At 64.9% G+C, this 16136-nt stretch carries 16 protein-coding genes and 1 tRNA gene; 6 read left to right on the top strand and 11 right to left on the bottom strand.

The window, feature by feature from the left end:
• Nucleotides 1-48: 48 nt before the first annotated feature.
• From GNX71_RS17680 to lptF, 4 genes are all read right to left on the bottom strand, one after another.
• A complete protein-coding gene (locus tag GNX71_RS17680; RefSeq protein ID WP_206173526.1) occupies nt 49-990 on the bottom strand; it encodes a CysB family HTH-type transcriptional regulator in 942 nt (313 codons plus the stop codon).
• Between the two features lie 62 nt (nt 991-1052).
• Nucleotides 1053-1430 carry a CbiX/SirB N-terminal domain-containing protein gene (locus GNX71_RS17675; RefSeq protein WP_206173525.1) on the bottom strand — a complete coding sequence of 126 codons (378 nt, stop codon included), beginning with the start codon at nt 1428-1430 and terminating at the stop codon, nt 1053-1055.
• The gene (gene lptG, locus GNX71_RS17670) at nt 1427-2536 is read right to left on the bottom strand and encodes an LPS export ABC transporter permease LptG (RefSeq protein WP_206173524.1); all 1110 of its coding nucleotides are present in this window, start codon (nt 2534-2536) and stop codon (nt 1427-1429) included. Before lptG ends, GNX71_RS17675 begins: the two co-directional genes overlap by 4 nt.
• A complete protein-coding gene (gene lptF / locus GNX71_RS17665; RefSeq protein ID WP_206173523.1) occupies nt 2533-3672 on the bottom strand; it encodes an LPS export ABC transporter permease LptF in 1140 nt (379 codons plus the stop codon). Before lptF ends, lptG begins: the two co-directional genes overlap by 4 nt.
• 21 nt (nt 3673-3693) lie before the next feature.
• Between lptF and GNX71_RS17660 the strand changes: the two genes are divergently transcribed.
• The 4 genes from GNX71_RS17660 (at nt 3694) to GNX71_RS17645 (ending at nt 7397) form a co-directional block, all read left to right on the top strand.
• Entirely contained in the window at nt 3694-5214 is a 1521-nt protein-coding gene (locus GNX71_RS17660; RefSeq protein ID WP_206173522.1) for a leucyl aminopeptidase, read from the top strand.
• The gene (locus GNX71_RS17655) at nt 5211-5654 is read left to right on the top strand and encodes a DNA polymerase III subunit chi (RefSeq protein ID WP_093432372.1); all 444 of its coding nucleotides are present in this window, start codon (nt 5211-5213) and stop codon (nt 5652-5654) included. The genes GNX71_RS17660 and GNX71_RS17655 overlap by 4 nt, the downstream gene beginning before the upstream one ends.
• A 1-nt stretch (nt 5655) precedes the next feature.
• The gene (locus tag GNX71_RS17650; RefSeq protein ID WP_206173521.1) at nt 5656-6051 is read left to right on the top strand and encodes a hypothetical protein; all 396 of its coding nucleotides are present in this window, start codon (nt 5656-5658) and stop codon (nt 6049-6051) included.
• Nucleotides 6052-6188: 137 nt separating this feature from the next.
• The gene (locus tag GNX71_RS17645) at nt 6189-7397 is read left to right on the top strand and encodes a branched-chain amino acid ABC transporter substrate-binding protein (RefSeq protein WP_206173520.1); all 1209 of its coding nucleotides are present in this window, start codon (nt 6189-6191) and stop codon (nt 7395-7397) included.
• Nucleotides 7398-7501: 104 nt separating this feature from the next.
• On the opposite strand, the gene GNX71_RS17640 is transcribed toward GNX71_RS17645, so the two are convergent.
• From GNX71_RS17640 to GNX71_RS17620, 5 genes are all read right to left on the bottom strand, one after another.
• Nucleotides 7502-7891, bottom strand: a complete 390-nt coding sequence (locus GNX71_RS17640) for a response regulator (RefSeq protein ID WP_206173519.1) — start codon at nt 7889-7891, stop codon at nt 7502-7504.
• Between the two features lie 100 nt (nt 7892-7991).
• Entirely contained in the window at nt 7992-8348 is a 357-nt protein-coding gene (locus GNX71_RS17635; protein WP_206173518.1) for a hypothetical protein, read from the bottom strand.
• A 208-nt stretch (nt 8349-8556) separates the two neighbouring features.
• Nucleotides 8557-8647, bottom strand: a tRNA-Ser gene (locus tag GNX71_RS17630).
• A 24-nt stretch (nt 8648-8671) separates the two neighbouring features.
• Nucleotides 8672-9601 carry a stomatin-like protein gene (locus tag GNX71_RS17625; RefSeq protein WP_042579791.1) on the bottom strand — a complete coding sequence of 310 codons (930 nt, stop codon included), beginning with the start codon at nt 9599-9601 and terminating at the stop codon, nt 8672-8674.
• A 36-nt stretch (nt 9602-9637) separates the two neighbouring features.
• Nucleotides 9638-10063 carry an NfeD family protein gene (locus GNX71_RS17620; RefSeq protein ID WP_206173517.1) on the bottom strand — a complete coding sequence of 142 codons (426 nt, stop codon included), beginning with the start codon at nt 10061-10063 and terminating at the stop codon, nt 9638-9640.
• Nucleotides 10064-10278: 215 nt separating this feature from the next.
• On the opposite strand from GNX71_RS17620, the gene GNX71_RS17615 reads away from it, so the two are divergent.
• Entirely contained in the window at nt 10279-12576 is a 2298-nt protein-coding gene (locus GNX71_RS17615; RefSeq protein WP_206173516.1) for an arginine/lysine/ornithine decarboxylase, read from the top strand.
• 6 nt (nt 12577-12582) lie between these two features.
• Here the strand turns inward: GNX71_RS17615 and GNX71_RS17610 are convergent, their stop codons facing one another.
• On the bottom strand, nt 12583-13437 hold the full coding sequence (locus tag GNX71_RS17610; protein ID WP_206173515.1) for a DNA ligase: 855 nt from the start codon (nt 13435-13437) through the stop codon (nt 12583-12585).
• 63 nt (nt 13438-13500) lie between these two features.
• Complete coding sequence (gene fabI, locus GNX71_RS17605) at nt 13501-14283, bottom strand: enoyl-ACP reductase FabI (RefSeq protein ID WP_206173514.1); 783 nt, start codon at nt 14281-14283, stop codon at nt 13501-13503.
• A 37-nt stretch (nt 14284-14320) separates the two neighbouring features.
• Here fabI and GNX71_RS17600 point away from each other — a divergent pair, with 37 nt between their 5' ends.
• Nucleotides 14321-16132 carry an extracellular solute-binding protein gene (locus GNX71_RS17600; RefSeq protein WP_206173513.1) on the top strand — a complete coding sequence of 604 codons (1812 nt, stop codon included), beginning with the start codon at nt 14321-14323 and terminating at the stop codon, nt 16130-16132.
• Nucleotides 16133-16136: the final 4 nt, after the last annotated feature.

Below are 16136 nucleotides of genomic sequence, written 5' to 3'. Positions count from 1 at the left end.
AAGGGGGTTGGCGAAGCGACACGAAGTGCGCGAAGACTGGGGGTGATCCTATAACTCGTAGTCTTGTTGATGGCCGCTCAGGGCCTTGGCGATCAGGTTGCGGTCGAGCCGGTCGGACAGCAGTTCGGCGAACTTGAAGACGAAGTTGCGCAGGTACGCGCTGCGCTTGAACGCGACACGGGCAATATTCTGGCCGAACACATGTCCCATCGGGCGCACCACGAGGTCGGCGTTCGATTCGTCGCGCACGGCCATCTCGGCCACGATGCCGACGCCCAGGCCGAGGCGCACGTAGGTCTTGATCACGTCGGAATCGATGGCCTCGAGCGCGATGCGCGGCGTGAGCTTCTTCTGCGCGAAGGCGTGGTCGATGCGCGTGCGGCCGGTGAACGACGGGTGGTACGTGATGATCGGCTCGCTCGCCAGGTCTTCGAGAGAGATGCGCTCCTTGCCGGCCAGCGGATGGTCCTTCGGCAGCACCAGCACATGCTGCCACTCGTAGCAGGGCAGGGTCACGAGTTCGGCGTAGCCGTCGAGCGATTCGGTGGCGATGCCGATCTCGGCGATCTCGTCGATCACCATGCGCGCCACCTGGTCGGGCGAACCCTGGTGCAGGCTCACGTTGACCTTCGGATAGGCCTCGCGAAGGTTGGCCACGGGCACCGGCAGAACATAGCGCGCCTGGGTATGGGTGGTGGCGATGGAGAGGGTGCCGCTGTCCTGCGCGCTGAACTGCTCGCCGATGCGCTTGAGGTTGCCCACCTCGCGCATGATCAGCTCGATGCTGGCAATGACATGCTGGCCCGGCTCCGTCACGCGTTTGAGGCGCTTGCCGTGGCGCGCAAAGATCTCGACGCCCAACTCTTCTTCGAGTTCGATGATCGCCTTGGAGACGCCGGGCTGCGAGGTGTGGAGCGCCTTGGCGGCCTCGGTAAGGTTCAGGTTGCGCCGCACGGCTTCCTGAACAAACTTGAATTGGTGCAGATTCATATCAAATTCCGTCTTATTGCGGAATTCATTATGCCTTCGCAATCTATCGAAATTGCCGGGTCTCAGGATTTGACCGCAATTCTGGCCAGCAATTCGACCAGTTCGGGCTCCTCGCCGACGATGCGGGCGAGCGAGAAATCGACCTGCGGCCAGGTCTTGCGGAGGGTGTCGAGCTGCAGCGGCAGGTCTTCGCGGGCATGTTTGCCCATGCCGAGGAACAACGGAACGACGCGGACGGCGGTGGCGCCGCCGGCAATCAGGCCTGCCGCGGCCGAATGGAGGTCCGGTGTGGCGAGCTCCATGTATGCGCACACGACGCGGGCCGCGGGGTCGTCCTGCAGGACCCGCGCGGCCACCGCTTCGATGGGCTCGCGCCAGCGCTCGTCGCGCGAACCATGTGCCAGCAGCACGATGCCCCGCATCTCCACGGCCATGGTCATCTTCGAAGAACCAGCCAGCTGAAGGCCGTCAACGACATCACCGAGTAGATGAGCCCCGGCGCCGCCGCCGTGAGCCATGGCGACCAGTTGCTGAGATTGCCGAGGTAGCCGAACACGTTGTTCAGCAGGAAGAAGCTGATGCCGATCATCACGCCGCCGAACACATAGGTCGTGATGCCGGCCTGGCGGAAGTGCAGGTAGGCGAAGGGCAGGGCGAGCACCACCATCACCAGGCACGACAGCGGATAGAACACCTTGCGCCAGAACTCGATCTCGTAGCGCTGCGCCGTCTGGCCGTTGGCGTCCAGGTGGCGGATGTAGTCGAACAGGTCGATGGTGCTCATGCGGTCCGGCCGCAGCAGCGCCACCGACACCATTTCAGCCGTCAGCGAAGTCGGCCAGTCCATCTGCGGGATTTCGGTGGTGACGATGCGGGCCTTGTCGGCGGCACTGCGGGTGTCGTAGTCCTGCTTCTCGATGTCCGCCAGCGCCCAGTGCCCGTCGAGGATGCGGGCGGACTTGACGACCAGCTGCTTGCTCACATAGCCGTTGGCATCGAATTCGAAGATGCGCGCGTTCTTGAGCGAGCCGTCGCGCGAGATCGACAGCACGTTCACGGCATACGACACGTTGTCGCGCTTCTCCTTGAGCCAGGCGCCGGTGTTGCCCACCAACGAGTACGTGCCCTGGTAGCGCGACTTGAGCAGTTGCCCGGTGCGTTCGGACAGCGGCGCGATGTAGTCGCCCACGGCGAAAGTCAGGATGACGAAGCCCACGCCGAGCAAAAGGAGGGTGCGCAACGCGCGCCACGGGCCCAGGCCGCTGGTGCGAAGGATGGTGTATTCGGAGCTCTGTGCGAGGCGCGCCATCACGAAGATGCAGCCGATCAGCACCGTGATCGGCAGCAGCTCGTAGAGGTGGCTGGGAACCAGCAGCGCCACGTAGATGAGCGCCTGCATCGGTCCGTAGGCGAGGCTTTCGGGCTTGCCGACGGATTGCAGCTCGTCGACGAAGTCGAAGAAGAAGAACAGGCACAGGAAGCCGAGCGTCACGAAGGCCACCGCCTTCAGTGCCTCGACATAGATCAGGCGTCGGATTGTTTTCACGAGGTCGGGTCGATCTTGGAGGGCTGCGGGGTCGCCAGGCCGCCGGCGATCACGCGCCCGGTGGTGGTGCGGCGGCCCCAGTTGTTGTTGCGCAGGCCAAGCCACGCCACGCCGATGAGGAAGACACCGCCGTGCAACAGGAGCATGAAGGTGCCCATGCCGTAGCGGCCGGAGCTGATCCAGCTCTGTCCCAGGTTCAGCAGGTTGTAGTAGATGACGAAGGCAAACAGCGCGAACAGCAGGTTGCCGCTGCGCCCCACGCGCGGATTGACGCTGGAGACGGTCAGCGCCAGCAGCACGAAGTTGATGGCCGCCAGCAGCATGCCGATGCGCCAGCCCAGCTCGCCCAGGCTCGCGTTGCTGCGGTCGCGCAGCAGCGACAGGGTGGTGCGGGCGCGCGGTGGCGTGGTGTTGGCCGTGGCATCGGAGCTGCCGCCGGCGCGGGTGCCGTAGGTCTTGAACTCGCTGATCTTGAGGCCCGAGGTCGGCAACAGCGGGCGCTCCAGGCGCTGGCCGTTGCTCAGCATCAGGAAGCGGTTGGGTCCCACGTCCTCGATGCGGCCGCTGCGCGCCGAGGTGGTGATCTGCAGGCCGCGCTCGATCGCCCAGATGAAGACGTTGGTGGCGGTGGCGCCGTCCGGCGTGTCCTTGTCGATGAAGAAGACGCGCATGCGGCCCGACGATTCACGGAACTCGCCGGGCGTGACGCGTTCGATGTCGCTGCGCTGCTCGTACTGCTGGCGCATGCCCATGGTCTGCGAGTTGGCCCAGGGCCAGCCCACCATCGCCATCACGGCGATCAGGATCAGCACCGGCCAGGCGAAGCGGAACAGCGGCTCCACGAAGTCGGCCAGGCCCCGGCCGCTGGAGAACCAGATGACCATCTCGCTGTCGCGGTACATGCGCGAGAGGGTGCCGACGATGGCGATGAACAGGCTCAGACTCAGGATGGTCGGCATGTAGCCGAGCACCGTGTAGGTCATCACCAGGAACACCTCTTGCGGGTTCACACTGCCCTTGGACGCGAGCCCGAGGGTACGGATGAGCATCATGGTCATCACGATGGTGACCAGAACCACGAGGGTCGCTCCGAAGCTGCGCGACAGCTCCTTGCGTAGGGAAGAATGGAATAACATCGTTCGAGGAAAAAAAGGATTATGGACTTTCAACTCAAGCCCCTCACCATCGCCCAGGCCGCAGCCGAAAAATCCGACGTCCTCATCGTGCTCGTCGGCAGCGCGGCCATCACCTCCAAAGACGCTCTTTCCGTGCTGGCCGCCAGTGCCCGCAAGGCCGGCGACCTGCCCGACAAGGCCGGCAAGCTCCTGTCACTCTACCGCCCCGACGACGTCGTGGCCTCCCGCGTGGTGCTCGCGGCCATCGGCGACGGCAAGCCCGCGTCGGTGCGCAGCGGCGTGATCGCGGCAGTCAATGCGGCCAAGGCCCATCGGCCCAAGCGGGCCGTCGTCGTCTTTGCCCAGCCGGCCGACGGTGCCGCCGTGGCCAGCGCCGTTTCGGCTGCGGCCGATGCCAGCTATGTCTACACGACCACCAAGCCGAAGGCCGAGGCGCGCAGCATCCGCCACCTGACCGTCGGCGTGGCCGACACGGCCGGTGCAAGCAAAGCCTTCGACGAGGCCCGCGCCACCGTGCTGGGCATCGAGCTGGCCAAGGAGTGGGGCAACCGCCCCGCCAACCACGCCACGCCCACGCTGCTGGCCGAAGCCGCCAAGGGGCTGGCCAAGCTCGACAACATCAAGTGCGAGGTGCTCGGGCCCAAGGAAGTCGAGAAGCTGGGCATGGGCTCCTTCGCCGCGGTGGCGCAGGGCTCGGCCGAGCCGCTGCGCTTCATCGTGTTGCGCTACCAAGGCGCGCCCAAGGACCAGGCGCCGGTGGTGCTGGTCGGCAAGGGCATCACCTTCGACACCGGCGGCGTGTCGCTCAAGCCCGCGGCCGAGATGGACGAGATGAAGTTCGACATGTGCGGCGCCGCGAGCGTGCTGGGCACCTTCCGCGCGCTCGGCGAGATCCAGCCGGCGATCAACGTGGTCGGTCTCATTCCTTCGTGCGAGAACATGAACGACGGCAAGGCCGTCAAGCCCGGCGACGTGGTCACCAGCATGAGCGGGCAGACCATCGAAGTGCTCAACACCGACGCCGAAGGCCGGCTCATCCTGTGCGATGCGCTGACCTATGCCAAGCGCTTCGAACCGGCGGCGGTGATCGACATCGCCACGCTCACCGGGGCCTGCGTGATCGCGCTCGGCGGTGTGCGCAGCGGCATGTTCGCGAGCGACGAGACGCTGGCCGCAGCGCTGCAGGCGGCCGGCGAGACATCGCAAGACCGCTGCTGGCGCCTGCCGCTGGACGACGAGTACGCCGAAGGCCTCAAGAGCAACTTCGCCGACGTGGCCAACATCGGCGGGCGTGCCGGCGGTGCGGTCGTCGCGGCCAAGTTCCTGCAGCGCTTTGTCGGCGACTTCCCCTGGGCGCACCTGGACATCGCAGGCACCGCATGGAAGAGCGGGGCGGCCAAGGGTTCGACGGGCCGGCCCGTGGGGCTGCTGGTGTCCTACCTGACAACCCGCGCGGCCGACAAGGCTGCCTCCGCCACGCCCAAGGTCAAAGCCAGGACAGAGCCGAAGGCCTCGGCACGCAAGGCCCGGTCCCCGAAGTGACGGAAATCGGCTTTCACTTCAACGCGCCCGACAAGCTGAACTACGCTTGCCGGCTCGTTCGCAAGGCGGTGAATGCCCGCGGCCTGAGGGTGGTGGTGGTCGGCGATGCACAGGCGCTCGATGCGGTCGATGCCGCGCTCTGGCAACTGTCGCCCGTCGACTTCGTCGCGCACTGCCGCGGCGATGCGCAAGCCCACGTGGTAGCCCGTTCGCCTGTGATCCTTTCTTCGGAGGGCGCCGATGCGGCATCGCTGCCGCACCGCGAGATGCTGGTGAACCTGGGCCTCGAAGTGCCCGCCGGTTTCGAGCGTTTCGAGCGCCTGATCGACATCGTGAGCGACGAAGCCAACGACCGGCAGATCGGCCGCTCGCGCTGGCGCCACTACGCCGACCGCGGCTACACCATCCAGCCGCACGACTTCGCAAGGAGCGCTTCCTGACATGGCCAGCACGCTGCGCACGCCGCCCCGGTTCGTTCCCACGCTGACCACGGTGCTCGACATCCCGGCGGAGCCCGCGAGCCCCGAGCCGCCCGATGCGCCGGCGCCACAGCCCGATCCAGCCAGCGCGGTCGCACTGCCGCCCGCGGCGCAGCTCACGCAGGCTGAAATCGTCAGTCTCGAAGAGCAGCTTTTGCATCGCGTGCTGCAGCGCGTGGACCTCTCTCTCGAAGAGCGATTGAGCGACGCGGTGTCCGCCGCGGTCCAGCAGCAACTCGACGACATGGTGCCGCGCCTGCGCGGTGAAATCGAGGCTGTTTTGCGTGCGCTGGTGATCGAATCGATGGCCGCCGAACTCTCCGAAAACACAGGGTCTACGCCAGCTTCCGGCGCATAAATCCTCGGCTAAACTGCGCCGCAGGTCGGAATGGCGTGAGGGTGCCGCTGGTCTGCGGCGCGAAACTTGCGAGGTCTGCGCGCCCGGATCACACGACCGGTTTTTTATTGTTTTCATCCAAGTTCTGGAGGTTTCCCATGCAATTGAAATGGACTGCGGTCGCACTGGCTGCACTCACGCTGGTGGCTTGCGGCAAGAAAGAAGAAGCTGCTGCACCCGCTGCAACGCCGGCGCCCACAGCGGCCGCCCCCGCACCCGCAGCACCTCCTGCCGATGCACTGATCGTCAAGATCGGTCACGTCGGCCCGACCAGCGGTCCCATTGCCCACCTTGGCAAGGACAACGAGTTCGGCGCCAAGATGGCCATCGAAGACCTGAATGCAAAGGGCCTCAAGATCGGCGACAAGGTTGCCAAGTTCGTGCTGGTGCCGGAAGACGACGCTGGCGATCCGAAGCAAGGCACGGCCGTTGCCCAGAAGCTGGTCGACGAGAAGGTCAACGGCGTGGTCGGTCACCTGAATTCGGGCACCACCATTCCCGCCTCCAAGCTCTACAGCGACGCCGGCATCCCGCAGGTCTCGCCGTCGGCAACCAACCCCAAGTACACGCGCCAGGGCTTCAAGACCACGTTCCGCGTGGTGGCTGACGACACGCAGCTGGGCGGCACGCTCGGCAAGTACGCCGTCGACACGCTCAAGGGCAAGAACATTGCCGTGATCGACGACCGCACGGCCTATGGCCAAGGCGTTGCCGAAGAATTCGAGAAGGCCGCCAAGGCAGCCGGCGGCACCATCGTGGGCCACGAGTTCACCACCGACAAGTCGACCGACTTCAACGCCATCCTGACCAAGCTGAAGGCTGCCAAGCCCGACGTTCTGTTCTTCGGCGGCATGGACGCCGTCGGCGGCCCGATGCTCAAGCAAGTCAAGCAACTCGGCCTGAACGTCAAGTTCATGGGAGGCGACGGCCTGTGCACCGGCGAACTGCCGAAGCTGGCTGGCGATGCCATCGGCGAAGACATGGTGGTCTGCGCTGAAGCCGGCGGTGTCGATGGTGACTTCAAGCAACCGCTGGAAGACTTCAAGGCCAAGTTCAAGACCAAGAACGGCGTCGAAGTGCAGATCTATGCACCGTACGTCTACGACGCGGTCAACGTGCTGGCCGAAGCCATGGTCAAGGCCGGTTCGTCGGAGCCGGAAAAGTACCTGCCCGAAATCGGCAAGCTGCAATACAAGGGCGTGACCGGCCCGATCGCCTTCGACGAAAAGGGCGACATCAAGAACGGCGCGCTGACCTTGTTCACGTACAAGGGTGGCGTCCGTACGCAGATCGCCGTGGTGCGCTGAAGCGCCTTGGCAGCCGCGCAATTGGCGCGGCTTGTCAGCCAAAAAGAAAAGGGCCTTCGGGCCCTTTTTTCATGGTGCGCTGAGAGTGCGCGAGCGCAGCGTCTTCAGAGTGGGGCGAGGCCCGAGGGGCGGTCGGTGTTGCAGTATTCGATGAAGGCATCGAGATCGCGGGACTTGTCGAACACCGCGTCGGCCCCCAGTGCTTCGCAGCGGGCCCGGATGTCCACGGTCACGTAGTTGCTCAGAACCACGACCCGCTGGCCTACCGAGCGCGTCTTGCAGCCGGCCAGCACACCCAGGCCGGAGCCTTCTTTCAGGAACAGGTCGACGATCAGGAGTTGCCAGCCATCGGGGTGCGCCGCAAGCCATGCCAGCGCGTCCGACTCGGTCTCGGCGAAGCCGACCACCCGGCCGTTGACCAGATCCTCGAGTGCCGGGACCAGATTGTCTCTGATGGTCTTGTTGTCCTCGACGAGGAACGTGATGAGGGCCATGCCTTGGTTTCGCTTTGAGAACCAATAGCGTAGCGTGCCGAGCGTGGCTGCAGCGTAGGAGAAGGGAGACGGACCGGAGGAACGTTGTTCTCGGGCGGGTTCAGTCCGAACCGTCGGCGCGGATCCTTGCCTTGAGCTTTTCTGCCAGCGCCTGGCTCTGGTCGCGCTCGGCGGTCACTTCGAGGCGCTTTTCGATCTCTTCGCTCAGCGCGGCATTCACCTCGGCCAGTTTTTCCGCCGACTTGGCCAGCTTTTCCTCGAGCTGGCTCGTGTGTTCGATGGCTTGCGCCACTTCGCCGACCTGGATCTCGTCAGGCAGTTCCTGCTCGAGCACCGTGCTCACTACGGCCAGGTTGTCCGACGCCCGTTGCACGTCGGCTGCGACTTCTTCGCTTTTTCGAAGCGTCTTGTCGAGGGTGGTCTTGTCACGCGGCGTTGTTGCGGTCTGTCCAGCCATCGAGGCTCCTTGCGAATTTCTAGCGCTTGAAAGTAAAACCTTTGGATCGTACCGCCGGATGAACCCGTCGGCGCCTTGATCCCGGTTGTTGGGAAGCAACGTGTCATATGACACTCTGGAAGACAAAAAAGCCCAAGTGCTTGTGGCGACTTGGGCTTCTTGCTGTCTCTGTCTGAATGTTCGTGAACGGTTACGAACAATCAATCTCTGGCGGAGCAGGCGGGATTCGAACCCGCGGAGGGCTATTAACCCTCACACGCTTTCCAGGCGTGCGACTTAAACCGCTCATCCACCGCTCCTGAGCCCACGATTATAGCAGTCGCTCAACTCGGATTCGACGGCTTGCCAGCCTGGACCATGCGCATCGCCGAGGCAATGAGCGCCGCGGTTTCGCTCATGTTGCTCGGCACGATCAGCGTGGTCTTGGAATCGGCTGCAACCTTGCCGTAGGCGTCGACCGCGCGTTCGGCCACCTTGAGTTGCACGGCTTGTTCGCCGCCGGGCTGTTGGATGGCGGCCGCCACGCGTTCGATGGCATCCGCCGTCGCCGTAGCCACCGCGGTGATGGCGGCGGCCTCGCCCTGGGCGTTGTTGATCTGCGCCTGCTTTTCACCTTCGGAGCGGGCGATGAAGGCCTCGCGCTCGCCGGTGGCAATGTTGATCTGCTCCTGGCGACGACCTTCCGACGCCGCGATCAGCGCGCGCTTGCCGCGCTCGGCGGTGATCTGCGCCTGCATGGCCAAGAGGATTTCCTTCGGCGGCGTCAGGTCCTTGATTTCGTAGCGCAACACCTTCACGCCCCAGTTGAGCGCGGCTTCGTCGATCGCGGCCACCACCTGGGCGTTGATGACGTCGCGTTCCTCGAAGGTCTTGTCGAGCTCGAGCTTGCCGATCACGCTGCGCAGCGACGTTTGCGCAAGCTGCGTCACGGCCACGATGTAGTTCGACGAGCCGTAGCTCGCGCGCATCGGATCGGTCACCTGGAAGTAGAGGATGCCGTCGACCTGCAGCTGGGTGTTGTCGCGCGTGATGCAGATCTGGCTCGGCACGTCGAGCGGGATTTCCTTCAGGCTGTGCTTGTAGGCCACCCGGTCGATGAACGGGATCAGGAAATTCGGGCCGGGCGTCATGGTGCCGTGGTACTTGCCCAGGCGCTCGCGCACCCAGGCGTTCTGCTGCGGCACGAACTTGACCGACTGGCTGATGAAGATGATCGCGATGACCAGGATGATGAGGGGGACCGAGAATTCCATGGTGCTCTTCCTTTTCTAAGCTCTGTTCTCTGCTGACTAGATCTTGTCGACGACGAGGCGGCTGCCGACCACCTCGACCACGCGGTGCTCGCCCGTCGAAGGCGCATGCCCCGCGCGCTGCACGACGGTCCATTGGGCGCCGCGATAGCGCACGGTGGCGGTGCCATCGGGGTTCCATGCATCGACATGCACGCTTTCACCGATGTCGAGGTTCACGTCGCGGTTGGTGCCAGCGGCCGCTGCACGCGGGCGCTTGCGCTGGATCGAATACCAGACCAGCACGGCACCCACACCGATCACCGCCGCCACGATCAATTGAGTGATGGTGCCGAAGCCCAGGTGCGCGGCGATCGCCGCGGCCGCGAAGCCGGCGGCCAGCAGGAGCAGGTAGACCGTGCCCGAGAGCAGCTCGACCACGATGGCGGCTCCCGCGATCAGCCACCAGATGGTGGAATTCGCCATGACAACTCCTCTTTTTTGCTTGTTCGATGCGCGCCATTCTGAGGCATAGGGCGCCAAGCGCTTGCCCCGCGTAGGGGTACTGGCCCCAGGGGAGTGCCCTGTACCGCCATCGCTCGAATGTCTTGCACCAGGCTGACCAGATTCTTCATCTGAATTCCGTACACTTCGCGCCTCGCCTCATTGCCTCGCCTTACTGCCTGTCCGGAGCCCCGCTCATGAAATTTCGCTTTCCCATCGTCATCATCGACGAGGACTTCCGCTCCGAAAACACTTCGGGCCTCGGCATTCGCGCGCTCGCGCAGGCCTTCGAAAGCGAGGGCTTCGAGGTGCTGGGCGTCACGAGCTACGGCGACCTGAGCCAGTTCGCGCAGCAGCAAAGCCGCGCCAGCGCCTTCATCCTGTCGATCGACGACGAGGAATTCACGGTCGGCCCCGACCTCGACCCGGCCGTGCTGAACCTGCGCACCTTCATCGGCGAGGTGCGGCGCAAGAACGCGGACGTGCCGATCTACATCTACGGCGAAACCAAGACCGCGCGCCACATCCCCAACGACATCCTGCGGGAGCTGCACGGCTTCATCCACATGTTCGAGGACACGCCCGAGTTCGTGGCGCGCCACATCATCCGCGAGGCCAAGAGCTATCTGGAAGGCGTGCAGCCGCCGTTCTTCAGGGCGCTGATCGACTATGCGGAAGACGGCTCGTACTCCTGGCACTGCCCGGGCCACTCGGGTGGCGTGGCGTTTCTCAAGAGCCCGGTGGGCCGCATGTTCCACCAGTTCTTCGGCGAGAACATGCTGCGCGCCGACGTCTGCAACGCGGTGGAAGAACTGGGCCAGCTGCTCGACCACACCGGCCCCGTGGCGGCCAGCGAGCGCAACGCCGCGCGCATCTTCAATGCCGACCATTGCTTCTTCGTGACCAACGGCACCAGCACCAGCAACAAGATGGTGTGGCACCACACGGTGGCGCCCGACGACGTGGTGGTGGTCGACCGCAATTGCCACAAGTCGATCCTGCACGCGATCATCATGACCGGCGCGATCCCGGTGTTCATGAAGCCCACGCGCAACCATTTCGGCATCATCGGCCCGATTCCGAAGAGCGAGTTCGAGCAGAGCGCCATCAAGGCCAAGATCAAGGCCAACCCGCTCCTGGCCGACGTGGACCACGAGAAGGTCAAGCCGCGCGTGATGACGCTCACCCAGTCGACCTACGACGGCGTGATCTACAACACCGAGACCATCAAGAACATGCTCGACGGCTACGTCGACACGTTGCACTTCGATGAGGCGTGGCTGCCGCACGCCGCCTTTCACCCGTTCTACGGCGCCTACCACGCGATGGGCAAGCGCCGTGTGCGGCCGAAGGAATCGCTGGTGTTCGCCACGCAGTCCACCCACAAGCTGCTGGCGGGCATCAGCCAGGCGAGCCACGTGCTCGTGCAGGACTCGCAGAATCGCGCGCTCGACCGCGACCTCTTCAACGAGGCCTACCTGATGCACTCGTCCACCAGCCCGCAGTACGCGATCATCGCGAGTTGCGACGTGGCCGCCGCCATGATGGAGCCACCCGGCGGCACCGCACTGGTGGAAGAAAGCATCCTCGAGGCGCTCGACTTCCGCCGCGCCATGCGCAAGGTCGAGGAAGAGTTCGGCAAGGACGAGTGGTGGTTCAAGGTCTGGGGGCCCGAGAAGCTCGTCGACGAAGGCATCGGCCGCGCCGACGACTGGATCATGAAGGGCGAGAAGGACGGCAAGCCCAAGAACAAGAAGAGCCCGCGCAACTGGCACGGCTTCGGCGACCTGGCCGACGGCTTCAACATGCTCGACCCGATCAAGTCGACCATCGTGACGCCCGGCCTGGACCTCGAAGGCAACTTCGCCGAGACCGGCATCCCCGCCAGCGTGGTGACCAAGTTCCTCGCAGAGCACGGCGTGATCGTGGAGAAGACGGGCCTCTACAGCTTCTTCATCATGTTCACCATCGGCATCACCAAGGGCCGCTGGAACACGCTGCTCACGGCGCTGCAGCAGTTCAAGGACGACTACGCGCGCAACCAGCCGATGTGGCGGATCCTTCCCGAGTTCTGCCAGCAGCACCCGGGCTACGAGCGCCTGGGCCTGCGCGACCTGTGCCAGCACATCCACCAGCTCTACGCCCGCTACGACGTGGCGCGCCTGACCACCGAGATGTACCTGAGCGACCTCACGCCGGCCATGAAGCCGAGCGACGCCTTCGCCCACATCGCGCACCGCAAGACCGAGCGCGTGGAGATCGACGAGCTCGAGGGCCGCATCACGACCAGCCTGATCACGCCGTACCCGCCGGGCATTCCGCTCCTGATCCCGGGCGAAGTGTTCAACAAGAAGATCGTCGACTACCTGAAGTTCTCGCGCGAATTCAACCTGCAGTGCCCGGGCTTCGAGACCGACATCCACGGCCTCGTGGCGCGCGTCGACGAGACGGGCAAGAAGCGCTACTACGCCGACTGCGTGCGCAGGGCCGGCTGATCAGCGTCAGGAGTGCGGGGCGTCTTCGCGCACCCGCATGAAGCGCGCGAACCGCGGCAGGCCGCTGGCATTCGTGCCATTGAAGCGGTAGGTGACCCAGGCGCCAATGGCGGGCGGGTTTTCGCGCTCGGCGTCGGTCAAGCCGGTGCCGAGCTTGAAGCGCTTGCCTTCGGGCGTCTCGACGACAAGGGCGCCAAGCCGATGGCTGTTGCGGCCCTTGCCGGTCACATGGCCGACCACGCGGGCTTCGGCATCGTCGTAGGGCTTGACCTTGAGCAGGTCGTTGTTGCGTTCGCTGCGGTAGAGCGAGCCGCCGCGGTGCAGCATCAGGCCTTCGCCGCCCATCTTCACCGTTTTGTCGAGCAGGGCTTGCAGTTCGGCGTGCGTGGTGGCGCGTTCCTGAGGCACGAGGACGACCCACGGTGCATCGGTGATCGGCAGCAGCTTGCGTAGGGCCGCCAGGCGGGCAGTGAAGTCGCCGGGCTGGGCCGGCATGTCGAAGACCATGAAGCGCATCTCGCGCCAGGCGACCTCGTTCGGCGTCTGGCTGCGTGCGGTGGAGACCGCGTGCGAAAAGCGGCCGCGGCCGGCCCACAGCTCGCCATCGAGTGGCTGCTTCGGCAGCGACGCGATGAACCAGGCGGGCGCCGCGACGGGCTCACCCCCGCGTGTCCAGAGCTGCTTGCCGTCCCAGTAGCCGCGCACGCCGTCGTACTTTTCGCTGACCCAGTAGTCGGCCAGCGACATGCCGGGGCGGTACACGTCGGCCAGCATCAGCGCAGGCGCGGTATTGCGCGCCTGCGCCGGGGAGACCAGGGCCACGCCCAAGGCTGCGAGCAGGAGGGAACGTCGATTGAGCACGATGCTATGAAATGAGTAGCGACCGTTCGACGATCGCTGCAAGCCGTCGGGAAGAGGGCAGGCTTACTCCGCCATGCCCCCGACGACGTTGCTGAAGCCGCCGTCCACATAGGTGATCTCGGCCGTCACGCCGCTGGCCAGGTCGCTCAGCAGGAAGGCGGCGACGTTGCCCACTTCCTCGATCGTCACGTTGCGGCGGATCGGCGAGGCGTCGGCCACGGCCGCCAGCATCTTGCCGAAGCCCTTGATGCCGCTCGCGGCCAGCGTCTTGATCGGGCCGGCGCTGATGCCGTTCACGCGCATGCCCTTCGGGCCCAGCGACGAGGCGGTGTAGCGCACCGAGGCTTCGAGCGAGGCCTTGGCCAGGCCCATGGTGTTGTAGTTGGGCAGCGCGCGCTCGGCGCCCAGGTAGGTGAGCGTGAGCAGGGCCGACTTGTCGTTGAGGTAGGGCAGGGCCGCCTTGGCCATGGCCGGGAAGCTGTAGGCACTGATGTCGTGCGCGATCCTGAAGCCTTCGCGCGAGAGGCCGTCGAGGAAGTCGCCCGCGATGGCTTCGCGCGGGGCGAAGCCGATGCTGTGGACGAAGCCGTCGAACTTGGGCCAGGTCTGGGCGAGGTCGGCGAAGAGTTTGTCGATCTGCGCGTCGTCGCTCACGTCGCAATCAAAAATCAGGCTCGAGCCGAAGTCTGCGGCATATTCGGTGATACGGTCCTTGAATCGTTCGCCGACATAACTGAAGGCGAGCTCCGCGCCTTGTTCGTGGCACGCCTTGGCGATGCCGTAAGCGATCGAGCGATTGCTCAACACACCGGTGATCAACAGTTTTTTGCCGGAAAGAAAGCCCATGAAGTTGCCTTGTGAAAATCTTGGGCAGAATTCTCGCATGCGGTTTCTCTGGGTCGGTTGGTTGTTGATGTGTGCGGTTCCCGCGTGGGCCGCGCATGGATATGCACTCTGGGACGACCTGAAATACCCGCCGGGCTTCACCGCATTCGACTACGTCAACCCCGACGCGCCCAAGGGCGGCGAGCTGCGCCTGGTCAGCAACTTGCGCGTTTCCACCTTCGACAAGTACAACCCGTTCACCATCAAGGGCTCGGCGCCTGCGTACCTCGACAGCCTGATCTTCGAGTCGCTGCTGGCCGGTTCGATGGACGAGACCGCCTCGGGCTACGGCCTGCTGGCAGAAGACGTGGCGGTCGCCCCCGACCGCCGCAGCGTCATCTTCCGCCTGCGGCCGGAGGCGAAGTTCCACAACGGCAAGCCGGTCGAGGCGGCCGATGTGAAGCACAGCTATGACACGCTGATCGGCCCCTTCACCTCGCCTGGCTACAAGACGCTGTTGCAGGAGGTGGACGGCGCCGACGTGATCGATGCGCGCACCATCCGCTTCCGCTTCAAGACGCCGAATCGCGAACTGCCGCTTACCGTGGGAAGCTTGCCGGTCTTCAGCCGCGACTGGGGAGTCGAAAACGGCAAGGCCAAGCCCTTCGATCAGGTGGTGATGGACATCCCGATCGGCAGCGGCGCCTACAAGATCGGCCCGGTGCGCTTCGGCAAGGACATCACCTACGTGCGCGACCCCGGCTACTGGGGCCGCAACCTCGCGGTGAACCGCGGCAGCCAGAATTTCGACCGCATCACCGTCAAGATCTACAAGGACAACACTGCCCGCCTGGAGGCGCTGAAGGCCGGCGAGTTCGACATGATGAGCTTCTACTCGGCCGGCGACTGGGCGCGGCGGGTGACCGGCAAGCGCTTCGACACCGGCGAGCTCATCAAGCACGAGTTCCAGCACAAGAAGCCCGCGGGCTTCCAGAGCTACGTGCTCAACAGCCGCCGGGACAAGCTCAAGGACCCGCGCGTGCGCGAGGCACTCGGGCTGGCGCTGGACTACGACTGGATGAACCGCCAGATGTTCTACGGCGGCTATCCGCGCGTGAAGGACCTGTTCGGCAACACCGACTGCGAAGCGCAAGGCCTGCCTTCGGCCGAGGAAAATGCCTTGCTCGAGCGCTGGCGCGGCAAGATTCCCGACGCCAGCTTCGGCCCGATGTATGTGCCGCCCACGACCGAGGGCGAAGGCCAGTCGCTGCGCAACAACCTGCGCCGTGCGCGCGAGTTGCTCAAGGAGGCCGGTTGGGAGTACCGCGACGGCGCGCTGCGCAACGCCAAGGGCGAGGCCATGACGCTGGAGTACCTGGACAGCAAGGAGGGCGGCGTGCGCACGGTGTCGCCGTGGGTGCGCAACCTCGAGAAGCTCGGCATTGCGCTCAATTTCTCGTCCGTCGATTTCGCGCTCTACCAGGAGCGCCTGGACCGGTTCCAGTTCGACATCACCACCATCAATTTCCCCGGCACCAACAACCCGGGCCAGCAACTGCTCGAGATCTTCGGCAGCAAGGCCGCCAAGACCGAGAGCTCGGGCAACTACATGGGCGTATCCACACCGGCGGTCGATGCCTTGCTCAAGGACATCGTCGATGCAGACACCAAGGCCGAGCTCCTGCCCGCCTGCCGGGCGCTGGACCGGGTCATCATGCACAGCCACTACCTGATCCCCCAGTGGACGTTGAGCTCGCACCGGGTCGTGTATGACGACTGGCGGCTGGCGTTCAAGGCGCCGATGCCGCCCTATGCCGCCGCCGAGGGCTGGATCATGGGCACCTGGTGGGCGAAGCCGTCGAAGCCATAGAAGA

The sequence above is a fragment of the Variovorax sp. RKNM96 genome, assembly GCF_017161115.1.
In the GTDB taxonomy this organism is placed as follows: Bacteria; Pseudomonadota; Gammaproteobacteria; order Burkholderiales; family Burkholderiaceae_C; genus Variovorax.
Note: the sequence above shows the minus strand (reverse complement) of the source record. Positions and strands in the feature narration are given on the sequence as shown.

What these genes read in the sequence shown, in the direction of transcription:
- GNX71_RS17620 (WP_206173517.1), bottom strand. Translation starts at nt 10,063, where the DNA reads ATGGCGAATTCCACCATCTGGTGGCTGATCGCGGGAGCCGCCATCGTG.
- GNX71_RS17650 (WP_206173521.1), top strand. Translation starts at nt 5,656, where the DNA reads ATGGCCAGCACGCTGCGCACGCCGCCCCGGTTCGTTCCCACGCTGACC.
- GNX71_RS17640 (WP_206173519.1), bottom strand. Translation starts at nt 7,891, where the DNA reads ATGGCCCTCATCACGTTCCTCGTCGAGGACAACAAGACCATCAGAGAC.
- GNX71_RS17615 (WP_206173516.1), top strand. Translation starts at nt 10,279, where the DNA reads ATGAAATTTCGCTTTCCCATCGTCATCATCGACGAGGACTTCCGCTCC.
- GNX71_RS17675 (WP_206173525.1), bottom strand. Translation starts at nt 1,430, where the DNA reads ATGACCATGGCCGTGGAGATGCGGGGCATCGTGCTGCTGGCACATGGT.
- GNX71_RS17645 (WP_206173520.1), top strand. Translation starts at nt 6,189, where the DNA reads ATGCAATTGAAATGGACTGCGGTCGCACTGGCTGCACTCACGCTGGTG.
- GNX71_RS17635 (WP_206173518.1), bottom strand. Translation starts at nt 8,348, where the DNA reads ATGGCTGGACAGACCGCAACAACGCCGCGTGACAAGACCACCCTCGAC.
- GNX71_RS17660 (WP_206173522.1), top strand. Translation starts at nt 3,694, where the DNA reads ATGGACTTTCAACTCAAGCCCCTCACCATCGCCCAGGCCGCAGCCGAA.
- lptF (WP_206173523.1), bottom strand. Translation starts at nt 3,672, where the DNA reads ATGTTATTCCATTCTTCCCTACGCAAGGAGCTGTCGCGCAGCTTCGGA.
- fabI (WP_206173514.1), bottom strand. Translation starts at nt 14,283, where the DNA reads ATGGGCTTTCTTTCCGGCAAAAAACTGTTGATCACCGGTGTGTTGAGC.
- GNX71_RS17600 (WP_206173513.1), top strand. Translation starts at nt 14,321, where the DNA reads ATGCGGTTTCTCTGGGTCGGTTGGTTGTTGATGTGTGCGGTTCCCGCG.
- GNX71_RS17680 (WP_206173526.1), bottom strand. Translation starts at nt 990, where the DNA reads ATGAATCTGCACCAATTCAAGTTTGTTCAGGAAGCCGTGCGGCGCAAC.
- GNX71_RS17625 (WP_042579791.1), bottom strand. Translation starts at nt 9,601, where the DNA reads ATGGAATTCTCGGTCCCCCTCATCATCCTGGTCATCGCGATCATCTTC.